Origin of the sequence: Streptomyces sparsogenes subsp. cuspidosporus (genome assembly GCF_039532705.1) — a bacterium.
GTDB classification, from domain to species: domain Bacteria; phylum Actinomycetota; class Actinomycetes; order Streptomycetales; family Streptomycetaceae; genus Streptomyces; species Streptomyces sparsogenes.
Genome location: NZ_BAAASD010000027.1, coordinates 1 through 17805, shown reverse-complemented (window position 1 = coordinate 17805; position 17805 = coordinate 1). Strand labels below are relative to the sequence as shown.

The window sequence follows — 17805 nt, the reverse complement described above, 5'->3', positions numbered from 1 at the left end:
GCTCCGGCAGACCAGAGCCCCGAAGCGCCGGACGCCTCAGCCCAGGTCGCCCCGGTTCAGCCACTGGGCGACCTCGGTCGCCCAGTAGGTCAGGATCATGCCCGCGCCCGCCCGCCGCACGGACGTCAGCGTCTCCATGATCGCCCGGTCCCGGTCGATCCACCCGTTGGCCGCGGCGGCCTCGACCATCGAGTACTCGCCGGAGACCTGGTACGCGGCGACCGGCACGTCCGTCTCGTCCGCGATCCGGCGCAGGATGTCCAGGTACGGCAGGGCCGGCTTGACCATCACCATGTCGGCGCCCTCGGCGAGGTCGAGCGCCAGCTCGCGCAGCGCCTCGCGGGCGTTGGCCGGGTCCTGCTGGTAGGTCTTGCGGTCGCCCTTGAGCGAGGACGCCACGGCCTCGCGGAAGGGCCCGTAGAAGGCCGAGGCGTACTTGGCGGTGTAGGCGAGGATCGACACGTCCTGGCGGCCGATGCCGTCCAGGGCCGCCCGGGCCACCCCGACCTGGCCGTCCATCATCCCGCTCGTGCCCAGCACATGGGCGCCCGCGTCCGCCTGCACCCGCGCCATCTCGGCGTAGCGCTCCAGCGTCGCGTCGTTGTCGACCCGGCCCTCGGCGTCGAGGACCCCGCAGTGGCCGTGGTCGGTGTGCTCGTCCAGGCACAGGTCCGACATGACGATCAGATCGTCGCCGACCTCGGACCGCACATCGCGCAGGGCGACCTGGAGGATGCCGTCCGGGTCGGTGCCCGGCGAGCCGATCGCGTCCTTCTTGCTCTCCTCAGGCACGCCGTAGAGCATGATCGCGCCGACGCCCGCCTCGACCGCCTCGACGGCCGCCTTCCGCAGCGAGTCGCGGGTGTGCTGCACGACGCCCGGCATCGACGCGAGCGGCAGCGGTTCGCTCACGCCCTCCGCGACGAAGGCGGGCAGGATCAGCTCGGCCGGGTGCAGCCGGGTCTCGGAGACCATACGCCGCATGGCCGGGTTCACCCGCAGCCGGCGCGGCCTGGTGCCGGGGAAGGCGCCGTACGGGGTGGTGTCGTGTGTGGTGCTCAAGAGCGTGCCCTCCTCCGTGAACCGGGTCGCCGCTCGCTCGGGCGCGTGACGGGCTCCCCGGCCTCGATCGCGGCCCGCCGACGGGCCGCCCCGAACTCCGCGAGCGCCTCGGCGAGCTTGTGCACCGAGGGCTCGGGCGACAGTACGTCCACCCGCAGGCCGTGCTCCTCCGCGGTCTTCGCGGTGGCCGGGCCGATACAGGCGATGACCGTGACATTGTGCGGCTTGCCCGCGATGCCGACGAGGTTCCGCACGGTGGACGACGAGGTGAAGAGCACCGCGTCGAAGCCGCCGCCCTTGATCGCCTCGCGGGTCTCGGCCGGCGGCGGCGAGGCGCGCACGGTGCGGTACGCCGTGACGTCGTCCACCTCCCAGCCCAGCTCGATCAGCCCGGCCACCAGCGTCTCCGTGGCGATGTCGGCGCGCGGCAGGAAGACCCGGTCGATCGGGTCGAAGACCGGGTCGTACGGCGGCCAGTCCTCCAGCAGCCCGGCCGCGGACTGCTCGCCGCTGGGCACCAGGTCCGGCTTGACCCCGAAGTCGATCAGCGACCTGGCGGTCTGCTCGCCCACCGCCGCGACCTTGATCCCGGCGAAGGCGCGCGCGTCGAGCCCGTACTCCTCGAACTTCTCCCGCACCGCCTTGACCGCGTTGACCGAGGTGAAGGCGATCCACTCGTAGCGCCCGGTCACCAGGCCCTTGACCGCGCGCTCCATCTGCTGCGGGGTGCGCGGCGGCTCCACCGCGATGGTCGGCACCTCGCTGGGCACCGCCCCGTAGGAGCGGAGCTGGTCGGAGAGCGAGGCGGCCTGCTCCTTGGTGCGCGGCACCAGGACGTGCCAGCCGAACAGCGGCTTCGACTCGAACCACGACAGCTGCTCGCGCCGCTCGGCCGCGCCGCGCTCGCCGACCACCGCTATCACCGGCTGCGCGCCCTGCGGCGACGGCAGCACCTTGGCCGCCTTCAGCACCTGCGCGATGGTGCCCAGCGTGGCCGTCCAGGTGCGCTGCCGGGTCGTGGTGCCGGCGACGGTGACGGTCAGCGGGGTGTCCGGCTTGCGCCCGGCGGCCACCAGCTCGCCCGCGGCCGCCGCGACCGTCTCCAGGGTCGCGGAGACGACGGCGGTGCCGTCCGAGGAGCCGACCTCGCTCCAGCAGCGGTCGTCGGCCGTACGGGCGTCCACGAACCGCACATCCGTGCTCTGGGCGTCCCGCAGCGGCACCCCCGCGTACGCGGGCACGCCCACCGCGGCCGCCACGCCCGGCACCACCTCGAAGACGATGCCCTCGGCGGCGCACGCGAGCATCTCGTCGGCGGCGTATCCGTCCAGGCCAGGGTCGCCCGCGACCGCGCGGACGACCCGCTTGCCGCTCCGCGCGGCAGCCATGACAAGATTGGCCGTGTCCCTGAGTAGGGGCACGTCGGCGGTGCTTGACGGCGCATCAGCACGCGCCTGTTCGGGTGTGCCCTGAGCGTCCGCGGCCACGCCCGGCCTGACGTGCGTACGTACCACGTCGAGCACATGCGGGTCGGCGATCAGCACATCCGCGGCGGCGAGTGCCTCCACGGCACGCAGCGTCAGCAGGCCTGGATCTCCCGGGCCCGCACCGAGGAAGGTGACGTGCCCGTGTCCGGGGTGGTTCGGGGCATTGGGGTTCAAAGTGCTCGCTCCCCCATAAGACCGGCCGCACCCTTCGCGAGCATCTCGGCGGCGAGCTCACGGCCCATGAGCCGGGCCGCTTCCTCGCCAGGCGCCGCGGGAACGGGACCGGTGATGGACAGCTGCACCAGCGAGGAGCCGTCGGGGGTGCCGACGACGCCGCGCAGGCGCATTTCGGTGACAGCCTGACCGTCGCCCAGCAGGTCGGCCAGCGCGCCCACGGGCGCACTGCAGCCGGCCTCCAAGGCGGCGAGCAGGGAACGCTCGGCGGTCACGGCGGCCCGGGTGTACGGGTCGTCGATCTCGGCGAGCTGAGCAGCGAGCGCCGCGTTGGCGGCGGCGCACTCGACTGCCAGTGCCCCCTGGCCGGGGGCGGGCAGTATGTGGTCGGCGTCCAGGATCTCGGTCGCCTCGTCGAGCCGCCCGAGACGGGTCAGCCCCGCGGCGGCCAGCACCACGGCGTCCAGCTCTCCCGAGCGGACGTAACCGATCCGGGTGTCGACGTTGCCGCGGATCGACACGGTCTCGATCTCCATGCCGAGCGAGCGCGCCCAGGCGCGCAGCTGGGACGTGCGGCGCGGGGAGCCGGTGCCTATCCGGGCGCCCGGCGGAAGCTCGGTGAAGGTCAGCCCGTCGCGGGCGACCAGCGCGTCGCGCGGGTCCTCGCGGGTCGGCAGCGCGGCCAGGACCAGGTCGTCCGGCTGGACGGTCGGCAGGTCCTTCAGCGAGTGGACGGCGAAGTCGACCTCGCCGCGCAGCAGCGCCTCGCGCAGCGCGGTGGCGAAGACGCCGGTGCCGCCGATCTGCGCCAGGTCCTCGCGCGAGACGTCCCCACGCGTGGTGATCTCCACCAGCTCCACGGGGCGGCCGGTGACGCGGCGCACCGCGTCCGCTATCAGCCCGGACTGGGCCATGGCCAGCGCGCTGCGCCGGGTGCCGAGCCGCAGCGGCGCCGGGCGGCCGGAGGCGGCGGGGGGTGTTGCGTTCATGCCCGGCCTCTCTTCGGGTCGGTCTGGACGGCCGCGGCGCCGGGCCGGCCGACGCCGCCGTCGGGACGGGTGCCGTTGGCGTCGGCCCGGCTGACGGCGGCCACCGCCTGCGGGTCGAGGTCGAACAGCTCGCGCAGCGCGTCCGCGTACCCGGCACCGCCGGGCGTGCTCGCGAGCTGCTTGACCCGCACGGTGGGCGCGTGCAGCAGCTTGTCGACGACACGGCGCACGGTCTGGGTGATCTCGGCGCGCTGCCTTTCGTCGAGGTCGGGGAGGCGCCCGTCGAGCCGGGCGATCTCGCCGGCGACCACATCTGCCGCCATGGTACGCAGCGCGACCACCGTCGGCGTGATGTGCGCGGCGCGCTGGGCCGCCCCGAAGGCGGCCACCTCGGCGGAGACGATGGCGCGGACCTGGTCGACGTCGGCGGCCATCGGTTCGTCGGCCGCGGCCTCGGCGAGCGACTCGATGTCCACCAGGCGCAGCCCGGCGAGACGGTGCGCCGCCGCGTCGATGTCGCGCGGCATCGCCAGGTCCAGCAGCGCGACGGTCTCCGCCGCGCCCGGCCCGGAGGCGCCCTCCGCCCGGTGCTCCGCGCGCCGGTCGAGGGCTTCGGTCAGCATGTCGGCGGTCAGCACAAGACCGGTCGCGCCGGTACAGGAGACCACGACATCGGCGTGGGGCAGCTCGGCGGCGACGCGCTCCATCGGCACGGCCCGGGCAGCCCCGGCGACCAGGCCCGTCAGGGACTCCGCGAGGCGCCGCGCCCGATCCAACGTCCTGTTGGCGATCACCAGTTCGGCGACACCGGCGCGCGCGAGCGTCGTCGCGGCCAGCGAGGACATCGAACCCGCGCCGATCACCAGCGCGCGCCTGCCCGCCGCCCAGCCCGCCACCGGGGTGTCCCCGGCGAGCTGTTCGAGACCGAAGGTGACGAGCGACTGGCCGGCCTTGTCGATGCCGGTCTCGCTGTGGGCCCGCTTGCCGACCCGCAGCGCCTGCTGGAACAGGTCGTTCAGCAGGCGGCCCGCGGTGTGCAGCTCCTGCCCCAGCGCCAGCGCGTCCTTGATCTGGCCGAGGATCTGGCCCTCGCCGACGACCATCGAGTCCAGCCCGCAGGCCACCGAGAAGAGGTGGTGGACGGCCCGGTCCTCGTAGTGGACGTACAGATACGGAGTCAGCTCGTCCAGGCCGACCCCGGTGTGCTGGGCGAGCAGCGTGGACAGCTCGGCGACCCCGGCGTGGAACTTGTCGACGTCCGCGTACAGCTCGATGCGGTTGCAGGTGGCGAGCACGGTGGCCTCGGTGGCGGGCTCGGCCGCGAGCGAGTCCTGCACCAGCTTGGTCTGCTGATCAGCGGCCAGGGAGGCGCGCTCCAGCACGCTCACCGGGGCGCTGCGGTGGCTCAGTCCGACGACGAGGAGGCTCATGCCGGCATCACCGCGGGGACGTCCCCGTCAGGTCCCTGCCGGCCGTTGTCGGTGCCCGCCGCGGGGGCCGCGCGGTGCGGGGCGAGCGGCGCCGGGGCGGCCGCGGCGGCGCCCGGCGTGTCCTGGGCGGCCGCCTGCGCGCTCGCGACCTCGTCGGGCGCGACCGTCTCCTCCCCCGCCTTGCGCTGCTCGTGGAAGGCGAGGATCTGCAGCTCGATGGACAGGTCCACCTTGCGCACGTCCACCCCGTCCGGCACCGACAGCACGGTGGGGGCGAAGTTCAGGATCGAGGTGACACCGGCCGCCACCAGCCGGTCGCAGACCTGCTGGGCCGCGCCCGCCGGGGTGGCGATGACGCCGATCGACACGCCGTTGTCCGTGATGATCTTCTCGAGCTCGTCGGTGTGCTGCACCGCGATGCCCGCGACCGGCTTGCCGGTCATCGCCGGGTCGGCGTCGATCAGCGCCGCGACCCGGAAGCCGCGGGAGGCGAAGCCGCCGTAGTTGGCGAGCGCCGCGCCGAGATTACCGATGCCGACGATCACGACCGGCCAGTCCTGGGTGAGGCCCAGCTCACGGGAGATCTGGTAGACGAGGTACTCCACGTCGTAGCCGACCCCGCGGGTGCCGTACGACCCGAGGTAGGAGAAGTCCTTGCGCAGCTTGGCCGAATTGACCCCGGCCGCGGCCGCGAGTTCCTCCGAGGAGACTGTGGGCACCGAGCGCTCGGAGAGCGCCGTCAGCGCACGCAGATACAGCGGAAGCCGGGCGACGGTGGCCTCGGGGATCCCTCGGCTTCGGGTCGCCGGTCGGTGAGTTCGGCCAGTTGCCACGGTGCTCCTGCGGGTAGAGCGGGGCTGCGGGCGTCCATGTGTTCCCGGACGTCCCCATCGACAGCAGGCTATGTCTTTGTGAACGCGTGCACAAAGATGGTGTCCGCTTTGTCCGAGCAAAGTGACCGGTGTCACGCATCCATTCGACCTGCTCGTGGAACCAGAACGGGTGTCCTTCCGTTCCCGGCGGCCACATCCGCACGCCCGGAACGCCGACCGGAGCACGGGCCCTCCCTCCTCACTGATTCCCCCAGGTCGTAACCCCCGGACAGCAACAAATCGCCCACGATCGTAAACGACGGGACGGCCCCCGGGCCCGCCCGCGGCACCGGCCCCCGCGGGCGCGGGCCGCGGCGGGGCACAATGGCGGACATGAGCCCGCTGCTGCGCCGCACCCCCCGCAAGAGCCCCGCCGAGCGCACGGTCACCCTGATCGGCAAGCCCGACTGCCATCTGTGCGAGGACGCCGAGGCCGTGATCGCGAAGGTCTGCGGCGAGCTGGGCACCCCCTGGGAGAAGAAGGACATCACCCAGGACGAGGAGCTGCACCGCAAGTACTGGGAGCAGATCCCCGTCGTCCTCGTCGACGGCGCCCAGCACGACTTCTGGCGGGTGAACCCGGACCGGCTCCGCAAGGCGCTCGGAGGCTGAGCCGACCCCCCTCCCTCCCGCCCCGCCGGGGGCCGGGACGCCGGCCCGGCCGTATCGGCCCGACACCCGGCCGTAACGGGATGGCGGGAATGGCTGGCTATGCTCAGCCCATGGCCGCACTGGGATGGTTCACCCGTCGTCGACACCTCCCCACCGAGGCGAGCGTCCTCGCCGGAGAGGCCTCGGCCGAGGCCGCGCGCAAGTCTTCGGTCCAGGCGCCGCCGCCCCCGCCCGCCGAGCCCGAGTTCCCCGTGGTCGGGGACGAGCGGGCGGCCGCCTTCTTCGACCTGGACAACACCGTGATGCAGGGCGCCGCCCTGTTCCACTTCGGCCGCGGCCTCTACAAGCGGCACTTCTTCCGCAAGCGCGAGCTGGCCCGCTTCGCCTGGCAGCAGGCCTGGTTCCGGCTGGCCGGGGTCGAGGACCCGGCCCATATGGAGGACGTGCGCAGCAGCGCCCTGTCCATCGTCAAGGGCCACCGGGTCTCGGAGCTGATGACGATCGGCGAGGAGATCTACGACGAGTACATGGCCGACCGCATCTGGCCGGGCACCCGCGCCCTGGCGCAGGCCCACCTCGACGCCGGGCAGCGGGTCTGGCTGGTGACCGCCGCCCCGGTGGAGACCGCGACCATCATCGCCCGGCGGCTGGGCCTGACCGGCGCGCTGGGCACCGTGGCGGAGTCCGTCGGCGGGGTCTACACGGGCAGGCTGGTCGGCGAGCCGCTGCACGGCCCGGCCAAGGCCGAGGCGGTCCGGGCGCTGGCGGCGGCCGAGGGGCTCGACCTGTCACGCTGCGCGGCGTACAGCGACTCCTCGAACGACATTCCGATGCTGTCGATCGTGGGCCACCCGTACGCGGTGAACCCGGACGGGCGGCTGCGCAAGCACGCGCGCGAGCACGGCTGGCGGCTGCGCGACTACCGTACGGGCCGCAAGGCGGCCAAGATCGGCATCCCGGCGGCGGCCGGGGTGGGCGCGGTGGCGGGCGGCACGGCGGCAGCCGTGGCCCTGCACCGCCGCCGCCGCTGACCGCGGCCCGTACGCCGCACGGCTCGCCCCGCCGGCCCCGGCCGGGGCCCGCCTCGCCGCTGCCGACCCGCGGCCCGCACGCCACCCGGCCGTACCGCCGACCCGGCCGTACCGCCGACCCGGCCGTACCCCGGCCGTAACGCCCGGTCCGCACCCCGCGCGCCGTCACCCTGCGGCCTCGCCCTTCACCCTTGACCGCTTGCGCCGAGCCCTGACCGCTTAGGCCGGACGATGACGGTCCGTGATGGCGGCCACCGCCGCGCGTCCCGGCCCCCGGAGCGTCGGCGCCCGATCAGGACCGCCCATCGCCGGTCAATCCCCGTTTCACGGCCGAGAGGGCTCCGACCTGCCCCCTTGCCACCCCTTTGGCACAACACGCCACGAAACCGCACAGAACACGCCACCTACCGGTCAATATCCCTACTGCATTCGATACTTGATCGGTCGTCAATCCATAACGGAGCAGACTGAAACGATGATTTGGGCAACTGGGTGTAGTGTTGCCTGTACGAAGCGTTATTCTCCTTAGACGCAAATCGGTACCCACGCGTCCCTACGGCGGGTGAACGGTCCCGTACTGCACGTGATGGAAGCTCTGCCTCTGGGAGTCCCGTGTACCCACACGTCGGGGTTGACGCCTCGGGCCTGGCTACGCTGCGCGCAACGGTCCTCGACTGTCTGCGCGGCTTCGTCCCCACCGCGTATGCCGTCCCCGCCCTCGCCACACCCGTGCCCGCCGGCCCCGCCGGCAGCGCGGCCGGCCCCGCCAGCTCCTGCTACGCCCTGGCCGACGGCGGGGCGGCGGTCGGCAGACGCTCCCGCAGCGGCACGTCCACCGCCCGCCGCCCCGGCGCGGACAGCGACAGCCGGCGCATGATGGACCTCGTCGAGCGCGCCCAGTCGGGCGAGGCCGAGGCCTTCGGCCGGCTCTACGACCAGTACGCCGACACGGTCTACCGCTACATCTACTACCGGGTGGGCGGCCGGGCCACGGCCGAGGACCTCACCAGCGAGACGTTCCTGCGGGCGCTGCGCCGCATCGGCACCTTCACCTGGCAGGGCCGTGACTTCGGCGCCTGGCTGGTGACCATCGCCCGCAACCTGGTCGCCGACCACTTCAAATCCAGCCGCTTCCGGCTGGAGGTCACCACCGGCGAGATGCTCGACGCCAACGAGGTCGAGCGCTCCCCCGAGGACTCCGTCCTCGAGTCCCTCTCCAACGCCGCGCTGCTCCAGGCGGTGCGCAAGCTCAACCCGCAGCAGCAGGAGTGTGTGACGCTGCGCTTCCTCCAGGGCCTGTCCGTCGCCGAGACCGCCCGCGTCATGGGGAAGAACGAGGGCGCGATCAAGACCCTCCAGTACCGGGCCGTCCGCACCCTCGCCCGGCTCCTCCCCGAGGACGCCCGCTGACCTTCGGCGGCGCCGCCACCCGCTCCCGTCGGATCATCGGGAGGGCGTAACCCCGGTGATGCGCCGCTCGTTGTGGAGGATGCAGGCTCCTTGTGGTTATGTCCTACCCGCTGACACTCACTCGTTCGGGTGGAAACGCGTGCGGCATGCAACCGTCCGGGTGTCCTGGGGAGTCGACCGTCATGACGAGAGGAGGTGCCGCCTGTGATCGCGAACGTATCGGCACACCGGCGGGCTAACGCCTTCGCCAAGGCCCTGGAGGCCCTGGAAGCCCTCGAGAAGAAGGGCAGCCAGCCGGATTCCCGGGGTGCGGCGGGCGCCGAGCAGCCCGGCTCTTCGCCGGACAGCACCGAGCACAGACGGCTGCTGGCCCTGACGAGCGGGCTCGGCGAGCTGCCGGCACCGGCGCTGGATCCCGATGTCCGGGCCACCCAGCGGGCCCAGCTGGTCGCCGCCATGGAAGCGGCCTTCGCCGAGGGCGCGCCCCAGGTGCCCGGGCAGCGGCCGCCCCGCGTCCGCCGGGCGAGCCCCCTCGGCAGACTGCGCCCCCGCTCCCGCTGGTCCAAGGGGCTGGCGGCCGGGGGGCTCACGGTCGGGGTGGCCGCGGGCGCGTTCGGCGGGGTCGCCGCGGCGAGCTCCGACGCCCTGCCCGGCGACACCCTCTACGGCTTCAAGCGCGGCATAGAGGATCTGAAGCTGGAGATGGCGGACGGCGACGCCGACCGCGGCCGGCTGTATCTGGACCAGGCGTCGACCCGGATGAGCGAGGCGCGCCGGCTGATGGAGCGCGGCCGCTCGGGCGACCTGGACCACGAGTCGCTGGGCGAGATCCGCAAGGCCCTCTCCGGGATGCGTCATGACGTCTCCGAGGGCCATCGGCTGCTGCACAAGGTCTATGAGCGGGACGGCTCGCTCGGCCCCATGCGGACGCTGTCCTCCTTCACCCGCGCCCACCGCGAGGGCTGGACCCAGCTCCGCGAGAAGCTGCCCGTCCAGCTCATGGACGTGGGGGACGAGGTCAGCTCGGTCTTCGACGCCATAGACCAAGAGGTCGGTCCGCTGCAGTCGCTGCTGCCCGCCTCCCGGGACGGGCGCGGCCACACCGGCCGGAGCTCCGCCGTCGACACCCCTCCCGAGCGTGGTGCCACGGGCGGCGCGGACATCCCGGCGCCCGCCTCGACCAGCCCGAGCGACAGCCGCCCCGGCGGCGACGACGCGCGGCCGCGCCCCTCGTCCCCGTCCCGGACCGAGGACGACGGCCTCATCGGCGGGGCCGGCGATCTGCTGGACCCGCCGACGGGCGAGCCGACTCCCACCCCGTCCTCCGGCAAGGGCGACCCAGGCGGCAAGCCGACCCAGCCGGACATCACCATCCCGCCGCTGCTGCCCGACCTGCTGCCGGGCCTCGGCATCGACGGCGACGGAAAGTAGCACCGCCACGCTGGCCGGCGCCCGGCGTTCCCTGAGGAACACCGGGCGCCGCGCCGCTTCCCACACCTCGATCGGAAGTCCGGCTCGAAAGTCCGGCTCGGAAGAAGACCGGCTCAGAAGAAGACCGAGCGCCGCTGCACCAGCAGCTTGTAGAGGGTGTGCTGGATCGTCTCCCGCACCTGGTCGGTCAGGTTGAACATCAGCATCGGATCGTCCGCCGCCTCCGGCGGATACCCGTCCGTGGGGATCGGCTCGCCGAACTGGATCGTCCACTTCGTCGGCAGCGGCACCCCGCCCAGCGGCCCCAGCCAGGGGAAGGTCGGCGTGATCGGGAAGTACGGGAAACCCAGCAGCCGCGCGAGGGTCTGGGCGTTCCCGATCATCGGGTAGATCTCCTCCGCGCCGACGATCGAGCACGGCACGATCGGCGCCCCGGCGCGCAGCGCCGTCGAGACGAAGCCGCCCCGCCCGAACCGCTGCAGCTTGTACCGCTCGGAGAACGGCTTTCCGATCCCCTTGAAGCCCTCCGGCATCACCCCGACCACCTCGCCGCGCTCCAGCAGCAGCTGGGCGTCCTCGGAGCAGGCCAGCGTGTGCCCGAGCTTGCGCGCCAGCTCGTTGACGACCGGCAGCATGAACACCAGGTCCGCGGCGAGCAGCCGCAGATGGCGGCCCGCCGGGTGGTGGTCGTGGACCGCGACCTGGAGCATCAGCCCGTCCAGCGGCAGCACCCCGGAGTGGTTGGCGACGACGAGCGCGCCCCCGCTGTCCGGGATGTTGTCGATGCCCTTCACCTCGATCCGGAAGTATTTCTCGTACATCGGGCGCAGCAGCGACATCAGGACCTGGTCGGTGAGGTCCTCGTCGTAGCCGAAGTCGTCGACCTCGTACTCCCCGGTGACCCGGCGGCGCAGAAAGCTCAGGCCGTGCGCCAGCCGCCGCTCCCAGCCGCCGCCGGGGCCGCCCGCGCCCCCCGGCCGGTCCTGGGGCGGCGGCGGAGGGACCGCGGCGGCCGCCGCGCCGGCCGCCGCCTCGGGCCGCTGCTGGTCGCGCTCCTCGTCACGCTGCTGCGGCACCGGCTTGAGCGGGCCCTGGGCCCGGTGCGCGCGTCCCTGCCGGGGTCCCTTGCGCCGGGACCGCGGCTCCTCACCGAACGGAATGACCTTGGCATCCGCCATGGTGGTTGCGCTCCTCAGTTCTGGGCGGCGCCGCGGGCGGGCAGCAGCCCGGCGAGCCGGTCGACGGTACGGGCGAGGGCCTCGGGCGGGAGCAGCCCGGGGCCGCGGCTGCGGGCGTAGTCGGCGAAGGCGCCGGCGGTGGTGTAGCGGGGCTCGAATCCCAGTGTCTCTCGCATCTGGCTGGTGGCGACGACCCGGCCGTGGGTGAGCAGCCGGATCTGCTCGGGCGAGAAGTCGGTGATCCCGACGGAACGCAGCGCGGTACGGGCCCAGCGCAGGGTCGGCAGCAGCAGCGGGAGCGTCGGGCGGCCGAGCCGCCGGGCGGCCTGGGAGAGCAGCAGCACACCGTCGCCCGCGATGTTGAAGGTGCCGCTGTTGAGGGTGGACCGGGCCGGTTCGGAGGCGGCGATCCGCAGCACCTCGATCGCGTCCTCCTCGTGGACGAACTGCAGCCGCGGGTCGTAGCCGATGACGGTGGGCAGCACGGGCAGCGCGAAGTACTCGGCGAGCGGCGAGTCCGCGCAGGGCCCCAGGATGTTCGCGAAGCGCAGCACACAGACGGCCACGTCCGGGCGGCGCCGGGCGAAGCCCCGGACGTATCCCTCGACCTCGACGGTGTCCTTGGCGAAGCCCCCGCTCGGCAGCGACTTGGGCGGGGTGGTCTCGCTGAAGACGGCGGGGTCGCGGGGCGCGGAGCCGTACACATTGGTGCTGGACTTGACCACGAGCCGCTTGACCGACGGTGCCTTCTGGCAGGCGCCGAGCAGCTGCATGGTGCCGATGACGTTGGTCTCCTTGACCGAGGTGCGGCTGCCGCGCCCGCCGAGCGGGGTGCCGTTGATGTCCATGTGAACCACGGTGTCGACCCCGGTCTCGGCGAGCAGCTTCCCGATCGCGGGGTGACGGATGTCGGCGCGTACGAAGTCGGCGCCGCCGAGGTGGTGTTCGGGGGCGACGGCGTCCACGCCGATCACCCGGGCGACATCCGGCTCGCGCTGTATGCGCCGTACGAAGCGGCCTCCCAGGCGGCGTGCGACTCCGGTGACGAGCACGACCTTTCCCAAGATCAGCGCCTTCCTTCCCACCCTGGTGTGAGCTGGGTCGAGGCGAACACCGTAACCGCTGGATGTTGCCCCGTGATGACCACTCGCCGGACGGTGCGCGGTTTTAGGCCCGGTCTCCCCCGATCATGCCCGGGGCCCGTCGCGGCGGGGCGCCCGAGACGCGCAGCAGCCCTCCCACCGGCGGTGGAAGGGCTGCGGGACGAACACAGCGTCGCTTGCTTACTTCTTGTTGCGACGCTGGACGCGCGTGCGCTTGAGCAGCTTGCGGTGCTTCTTCTTCGCCATCCGCTTGCGCCGCTTCTTGATAACAGAGCCCACGACTACCCTCGCTCACTTCGAATCACTCGGTGCGGGGCGTCCGAGCCCACACGACCTACATCGGGCCAGCCTACCCGGCGCCGAGCGAACCGCGTAATCCGAGGGGGGTCCCAGGGCCCTGCCGTCAGGCCCCGTCCAGGCCTAGGCGGACTCCACCCCCACATACGACTCGCGGAGATACTCATGAACCGCCTGCTCTGGGACCCGGAAGGACCTGCCCACCCGGATCGCCGGCAGATGACCGCTGTGCACCAGGCGGTACACGGTCATCTTGGACACTCGCATCACCGCGGCGACTTCCGCCACGGTCAGAAACTGAACCTCGTTCAGAGGCCTTTCGCCAGCAGCAGCCATGACACACCTGAACCTTCCGCACATGTCGGGCACCGGCTTCCCCTCCGGTGACTCCTGCTCGCATGCGCGCTCCTCACCAGATTAGGGGCGCGTGATACGAGTGGGGAAGAGGAGTAGCGATCGAACGCCTACTGTGACAGACACGCCCGATTGAGTACATAGCGAGTAATCGGTCGGTAGTAAGCGGACCGCACAGCGTCGTCAAGCGGAACCGCCACCGACACCCGCCCCTCCGCCTGTCCGACGAACGGCGCGGGGTCGTCCGCGTCCGCCAGGCCGATGGCCTCGAACCCCAGCTGACCTGCTCCGCAGACCCATCCGTGGTCCCCGATCACCAACCCCGGGAGGGGGCCGCCGCGGTCGGCGGCGCAGCCGAGAGCCACCCGAACCGGCAGTGGAGAATGACTGTGGCATCCCGGGTCGCGGGCCGCACATCGAGCGCCGGGTTCCCGCACCATCGCGACTCCCCGTACGTAGGAGAGGTTGTAGGTGCGTACGCCGAACTGGGTCGTTATGTCGATACATCTACCCTGCGCGGGGGTGAGCACGGGACAGCCGGCCGCCGAGAGCGCCGCCGCCAACGAGGCGTAGAACCCCAGGAGGCGGTGCGGATGGCCGGTGCCGAGCAGCACGGGGGCGCCCGCGGCGGCGGCCGCGGCCAGCCGCTCCGCGAACGCGTCGAGCGCGGCAAGGGTCAGATCCGGATCGATCACTTCCTGACCCGAGGTGTGTGCGGGATTGGCCGAAATCCCGCATTTGTCGCTCATGAGACGAAGCAATTCCATGAACGACCAATCACGTTCGGGCTCGATGCCCAGCAGTACGCGGGGGTCGCGCGCGGCGAAGAGCCGGTAGCTGCGCAGGCTCCGCTCCCGGCTGGTGGCCACCGGCCCGGCGAGCCCCGCGGCCAGCAGATGCGCACGCAGCGCGGCCGTAGTCAACACGCCACCGATGCTGACGGATCACCGCGACCGCCCACCGAAGAACGCCGAGAGTTGCCACGGTTGGCCTAACAGCCCCGTACGCCCACCGCCCCCACGGGCCCGCTCCCCGACGACGGCAGCGGCCGCCCGGGGTCGGCGCCCACAGCCGGCGCTCGCCCTACGAGAGCCGCGCCCGCCCTACGGCAGCAGCCCGTGGTGCGGGAAGACCGCCCGGCGGGTCGCCAGGATCGCCTGGTCCAGCCGGTCTCCCGGGTCGTACCCCCACTCCGCGAAGTCCCGCCACTGCGGCCGCCGCCCGTCCGTCATCCGGCGCGGGGCCGACTGCCGCGTGCGCCGGTAGACCTCGTGCCGCCACTCCTCCGGCACCTCGGCCTCGGGTTCCACCGGCCGCCCGGCCGCGATCGCCACCAGATGCGTCCAGGTCCGCGGCACCACGTCCACGACCGCGTACCCACCGCCGCCCAGCGCGATCCACCGCCCGTCCGCGTGCTCGTGCGCCAGCTCATGACAGCTCTCGGCGACCGCGCGCTGCGCGTCCACCGTCACCGCCAGGTGCGCCAGCGGGTCCTCGACATGGGTGTCCGCCCCGTGCTGCGTCACCAGCACCTGCGGCCGGAACGCCGCCAGCAGCTCCGGCACCACCGCGTGAAACGCGCGCAGCCACCCCGCGTCCGCGGTCCCGGCCGGCAGCGCCACGTTCACCGCGCCGCCGGGCGCCCGGTCCCCGCCCGTCTCCTCCGCCCATCCGGTCTGCGGGAACAGGGTCCTGGGGTGCTCGTGGAGCGAGATGGTGAGCACACGCGGATCGTCCCAGAAGGCCGCCTGCACCCCGTCCCCGTGGTGCACGTCGACATCCACGTACGCGACCCGCTCGGCGCCCATCTCCAGCAGCCGCGCGATCGCCAGCGCCGCGTCGTTGTACACGCAGAACCCGGAGGCCCCGCCCGGCATCGCGTGGTGCAGCCCGCCGGAGAAGTTCACGGCGTGCAGCGCCGTACCGCGCCACACGGCCTCCGCCGCGCCGACCGACTGGCCGGCGATCAGCGCCGAGGCCTCGTGCATCCCCGCGAAGGCCGGATCGTCCACCGTGCCCAGGCCGTACGAGCCGTCCGCCGCGTGCGGATCGGCCGACGCCCGCCGCACCGCCTCGATGTAGTCCTGGCGGTGGACCAGCCGCAGCGTGGACTCCCCGGCCGGCTTGGCGGCCACCACCTCCATGGCGCGATCGAGCCCGAACGCCTCCACCAGACGCATGGTCAACGCCAGACGGACCGGATCCATCGGGTGCCCGGTGCCGAAGTCGTACCCCGTCAGGTCCTCATCCCACATCAACTGTGCGCGGCCGCTCATGTCCGTCACCGTATCGGGCAGAAGCGGGCGCGAACGACCTCGCGTACCACAGGGTCGCGAGCACCAGCGCCATCGGCACCAGCATCGCCCCCCGGTAGTTCCACGCGCCGCCCAGTGCGCCGACGAGCGGGGAGCCGACCAGAAAACCCACGTAATTGAAGATGTTGAGGCGCGCGACGGCGGCGTCGGACGCCCCCGGGAACAGCCGCCCGGCGGCCGCGAAGGTCTGCGGCACCAGCACACACAGCCCCAGGCCCACCAGCGTGAACCCGAGCATCCCTGCCCAGGCCCCGGGCGCCGCCGCGACCACCGCGAACCCACAGGCGGCGAGCAGCGTCCCGGCCCGGACCACGGCGACCGCCCCGTAGCGGCGCACCCCGAAGTCGCCGAAGGTGCGTCCGACCAGCGCGGTGACCATATAGACGTTGTACGGGACGGTGGCGAGCTGCTCCGAGCTGTGCAGCACGTCCTCCAGATACTTCGCGCTCCAGTTGGAGACCGTCGAGTCACCGATATAGGCGAAGGACATCACGAGACAGAGGGGCAGCAGCAGCTTCATACCGACGGCGGCGGACGACGCCGCGCCGGCCGCGGGACCCCCGCGGCCCTCCCGCTCGCCCTCCCCGCCGTTGTTCTCGGTGCCCTGGTCGGCGTACCAGCGGCTGGCGAACAGCGCGACCGGCACCAGCGTCGCGACGAGGGGCGCGTACAGCACGTGCAGGGGCACATCCCAGTGCGCGCCCGCCCAGGCCAGCGACGCTCCGGCGATCCCGCCCAGGCTGTACGCGGCGTGGAAGCCGAGCATGATGCTCCGCCCGTACGCGTGCTGGAGGGTGACGCCGAGCATGTTCATCGACGCGTCGAGTGCGCCGACGGAGAGCCCGAAGACCGCGAGGGCGAGGGCCAGCTGCCACAGCGCCGTGCCCGACCCGGCCGCCAGCAGCGCGACGGAGACCACCGGCTGGATCCAGCGGAGCACCAGGCCCGGCCGCACCCGCTTGACCAGCTGCTCGGTCCCGACGCTCCCCACCCCCGCGAGGACCGGGACCGCCGCGAGGAACGCGGGCAGCAGCGCGTCCGACACCCCGTACCGGTCCTGCAGCGCGGGTATTCGGGTCACCAGCAGGGCGAAGACCGCGCCCTGGACGAAGAAACTGACGGCCAGCGAGGCCCGTCCGTGCCGCAGCCGCGCGGTCGGGCGCGTATCTGTCATGGCCGAGGAGCGTACGGGCCCCCGCCTCGTTAGGCGAGCAGTTGCGGGAGTTCCGCCATGTCCGAGAAACGGGCGCGGGCCTGGGCGAGCTTGGCGGCCGGCGTCATCGCCGTATAGCCGTATACATCCATCCCGGCTGCGATGGCGGCCTGTACTCCGAGCGGGCTGTCCTCGACGACCGCGCACCGCTGCGGCGGCACCCCCATCGTCCGGGCGGCGTGCAGAAACAGATCCGGCGCGGGCTTGCCCCTCCCCACGTCCTCCGAGCTGAAGACGCGCTCTTCGCCGAAGAGTCCGTACAGCCCGGTCTTCCGCAGCGCGACACGAATGCGCTCATGGCTCCCGGAGGACGCGACACAGTACGGAACGCCGTCCGCCCGCAGCTTCTCCAGGACCTCCGCGGCACCGGTCACGGGCTGGAGCTCACGGCGGAAGGCGTCGAACACCCGGCTGTGGAACGTCGCGTCGAAGTCGGCCGGCAGACGGCGCCCGGTGCGCTCGAGGACCAGCTCATGGATGCGGTGCATGGCCGAGCCCATGTAGTCGCGGATGGAGTCCTCGTAGGTGGTGGGGTGACCCAACTCCGTGAGATAGGCGGCGAGCAGCCGGTTCGATATCGGCTCGCTGTCGACGAGCACGCCGTCGTTGTCGAAGATGACCAGGTCATAGCGCATGCCGCTCAGACTACTCAGCCGGCGATGGACAAAAAGAAAAAGCCCGGCCGGGAGCCTAAGCTCCCGACCGGGCTTTGATCAAAATTTGTTCGGCGGCGTCCTACTCTCCCACAGGGTCCCCCCTGCAGTACCATCGGCGCTGAAAGGCTTAGCTTCCGGGTTCGGAATGTAACCGGGCGTTTCCCTAACGCAATGACCACCGAAACACTATG

17 protein-coding genes and 1 rRNA gene are annotated in these 17805 nt (G+C 72.4%); 4 read left to right on the top strand and 14 right to left on the bottom strand.

Annotated features, from left to right (window positions below; genetic code table 11):
• Window positions 1–36: 36 nt before the first annotated feature.
• From hemB to ABFY07_RS26930, 5 genes are read right to left on the bottom strand one after another with little or no spacing between them, the layout of a single operon-like run.
• A complete protein-coding gene (hemB, locus tag ABFY07_RS26950; RefSeq protein ID WP_346176969.1) occupies window positions 37–1062 on the bottom strand; it encodes a porphobilinogen synthase in 1026 nt (341 codons plus the stop codon).
• The gene (locus tag ABFY07_RS26945; RefSeq protein WP_346176968.1) at window positions 1059–2723 is read right to left on the bottom strand and encodes a bifunctional uroporphyrinogen-III C-methyltransferase/uroporphyrinogen-III synthase; all 1665 of its coding nucleotides are present in this window, start codon (window positions 2721–2723) and stop codon (window positions 1059–1061) included. The genes hemB and ABFY07_RS26945 overlap by 4 nt, the downstream gene beginning before the upstream one ends.
• Window positions 2720–3712: a hydroxymethylbilane synthase gene (gene hemC / locus ABFY07_RS26940; RefSeq protein ID WP_346176967.1), complete on the bottom strand. Its 993-nt coding sequence runs from the start codon at window positions 3710–3712 to the stop codon at window positions 2720–2722. Before hemC ends, ABFY07_RS26945 begins: the two co-directional genes overlap by 4 nt.
• Window positions 3709–5142 (bottom strand): glutamyl-tRNA reductase, encoded by a 1434-nt coding sequence (locus tag ABFY07_RS26935; RefSeq protein WP_346176966.1) that lies wholly within the window; start codon window positions 5140–5142, stop codon window positions 3709–3711. Before ABFY07_RS26935 ends, hemC begins: the two co-directional genes overlap by 4 nt.
• Window positions 5139–5975, bottom strand: coding sequence for a redox-sensing transcriptional repressor Rex (locus ABFY07_RS26930; RefSeq protein WP_065962730.1), 837 nt, complete (start codon window positions 5973–5975; stop codon window positions 5139–5141). The genes ABFY07_RS26935 and ABFY07_RS26930 overlap by 4 nt, the downstream gene beginning before the upstream one ends.
• A 363-nt stretch (window positions 5976–6338) precedes the next feature.
• Between ABFY07_RS26930 and ABFY07_RS26925 the strand changes: the two genes are divergently transcribed.
• From ABFY07_RS26925 to ABFY07_RS26910, 4 genes are all read left to right on the top strand, one after another.
• On the top strand, window positions 6339–6626 hold the full coding sequence (locus tag ABFY07_RS26925; RefSeq protein WP_174589028.1) for a glutaredoxin family protein: 288 nt from the start codon (window positions 6339–6341) through the stop codon (window positions 6624–6626).
• 110 nt (window positions 6627–6736) lie between these two features.
• On the top strand, window positions 6737–7657 hold the full coding sequence (locus ABFY07_RS26920) for an HAD family hydrolase (protein ID WP_065962729.1): 921 nt from the start codon (window positions 6737–6739) through the stop codon (window positions 7655–7657).
• A gap of 612 nt (window positions 7658–8269) precedes the next feature.
• A complete protein-coding gene (locus ABFY07_RS26915) occupies window positions 8270–9067 on the top strand; it encodes an ECF subfamily RNA polymerase sigma factor, BldN family (protein WP_065962727.1) in 798 nt (265 codons plus the stop codon).
• A 204-nt stretch (window positions 9068–9271) separates the two neighbouring features.
• The gene (locus ABFY07_RS26910) at window positions 9272–10498 is read left to right on the top strand and encodes a DUF5667 domain-containing protein (RefSeq protein ID WP_065962724.1); all 1227 of its coding nucleotides are present in this window, start codon (window positions 9272–9274) and stop codon (window positions 10496–10498) included.
• 113 nt (window positions 10499–10611) lie between these two features.
• On the opposite strand, the gene ABFY07_RS26905 is transcribed toward ABFY07_RS26910, so the two are convergent.
• The 9 genes from ABFY07_RS26905 to rrf all read right to left on the bottom strand — a co-directional run bounded on the left by ABFY07_RS26905 (window position 10612) and on the right by rrf (window position 17797).
• A complete protein-coding gene (locus ABFY07_RS26905) occupies window positions 10612–11676 on the bottom strand; it encodes a lysophospholipid acyltransferase family protein (protein WP_346176965.1) in 1065 nt (354 codons plus the stop codon).
• Window positions 11677–11690: 14 nt separating this feature from the next.
• Window positions 11691–12740 (bottom strand): NAD-dependent epimerase/dehydratase family protein, encoded by a 1050-nt coding sequence (locus tag ABFY07_RS26900; protein ID WP_346176964.1) that lies wholly within the window; start codon window positions 12738–12740, stop codon window positions 11691–11693.
• Window positions 12741–12959: 219 nt separating this feature from the next.
• On the bottom strand, window positions 12960–13058 hold the full coding sequence (locus ABFY07_RS26895) for a 30S ribosomal protein bS22 (RefSeq protein ID WP_003948845.1): 99 nt from the start codon (window positions 13056–13058) through the stop codon (window positions 12960–12962).
• Window positions 13059–13199: 141 nt separating this feature from the next.
• Window positions 13200–13412, bottom strand: a complete 213-nt coding sequence (locus ABFY07_RS26890; protein ID WP_346176963.1) for a helix-turn-helix domain-containing protein — start codon at window positions 13410–13412, stop codon at window positions 13200–13202.
• Between the two features lie 128 nt (window positions 13413–13540).
• Window positions 13541–14356, bottom strand: coding sequence for a phosphatase (locus ABFY07_RS26885; RefSeq protein ID WP_346176962.1), 816 nt, complete (start codon window positions 14354–14356; stop codon window positions 13541–13543).
• 177 nt (window positions 14357–14533) lie between these two features.
• Window positions 14534–15706, bottom strand: coding sequence for an acetoin utilization protein AcuC (locus ABFY07_RS26880; protein WP_346176961.1), 1173 nt, complete (start codon window positions 15704–15706; stop codon window positions 14534–14536).
• Entirely contained in the window at window positions 15675–16919 is a 1245-nt protein-coding gene (locus tag ABFY07_RS26875) for an MFS transporter (RefSeq protein ID WP_346176960.1), read from the bottom strand. Before ABFY07_RS26875 ends, ABFY07_RS26880 begins: the two co-directional genes overlap by 32 nt.
• Window positions 16920–16948: 29 nt before the next feature.
• The gene (locus ABFY07_RS26870; RefSeq protein WP_346176959.1) at window positions 16949–17593 is read right to left on the bottom strand and encodes an HAD family hydrolase; all 645 of its coding nucleotides are present in this window, start codon (window positions 17591–17593) and stop codon (window positions 16949–16951) included.
• Between the two features lie 87 nt (window positions 17594–17680).
• A 5S ribosomal RNA gene (gene rrf / locus ABFY07_RS26865) occupies window positions 17681–17797 on the bottom strand.
• Window positions 17798–17805 lie beyond the last annotated feature (8 nt).

What these genes read in the sequence shown, in the direction of transcription:
- hemC (WP_346176967.1), bottom strand. Translation starts at nt 3,712, where the DNA reads ATGAACGCAACACCCCCCGCCGCCTCCGGCCGCCCGGCGCCGCTGCGG.
- ABFY07_RS26935 (WP_346176966.1), bottom strand. Translation starts at nt 5,142, where the DNA reads ATGAGCCTCCTCGTCGTCGGACTGAGCCACCGCAGCGCCCCGGTGAGC.
- ABFY07_RS26925 (WP_174589028.1), top strand. Translation starts at nt 6,339, where the DNA reads ATGGCGGACATGAGCCCGCTGCTGCGCCGCACCCCCCGCAAGAGCCCC.
- ABFY07_RS26920 (WP_065962729.1), top strand. Translation starts at nt 6,737, where the DNA reads ATGGCCGCACTGGGATGGTTCACCCGTCGTCGACACCTCCCCACCGAG.
- ABFY07_RS26905 (WP_346176965.1), bottom strand. Translation starts at nt 11,676, where the DNA reads ATGGCGGATGCCAAGGTCATTCCGTTCGGTGAGGAGCCGCGGTCCCGG.
- ABFY07_RS26890 (WP_346176963.1), bottom strand. Translation starts at nt 13,412, where the DNA reads ATGGCTGCTGCTGGCGAAAGGCCTCTGAACGAGGTTCAGTTTCTGACC.
- ABFY07_RS26880 (WP_346176961.1), bottom strand. Translation starts at nt 15,706, where the DNA reads ATGAGCGGCCGCGCACAGTTGATGTGGGATGAGGACCTGACGGGGTAC.
- ABFY07_RS26875 (WP_346176960.1), bottom strand. Translation starts at nt 16,919, where the DNA reads ATGACAGATACGCGCCCGACCGCGCGGCTGCGGCACGGACGGGCCTCG.
- ABFY07_RS26870 (WP_346176959.1), bottom strand. Translation starts at nt 17,593, where the DNA reads ATGCGCTATGACCTGGTCATCTTCGACAACGACGGCGTGCTCGTCGAC.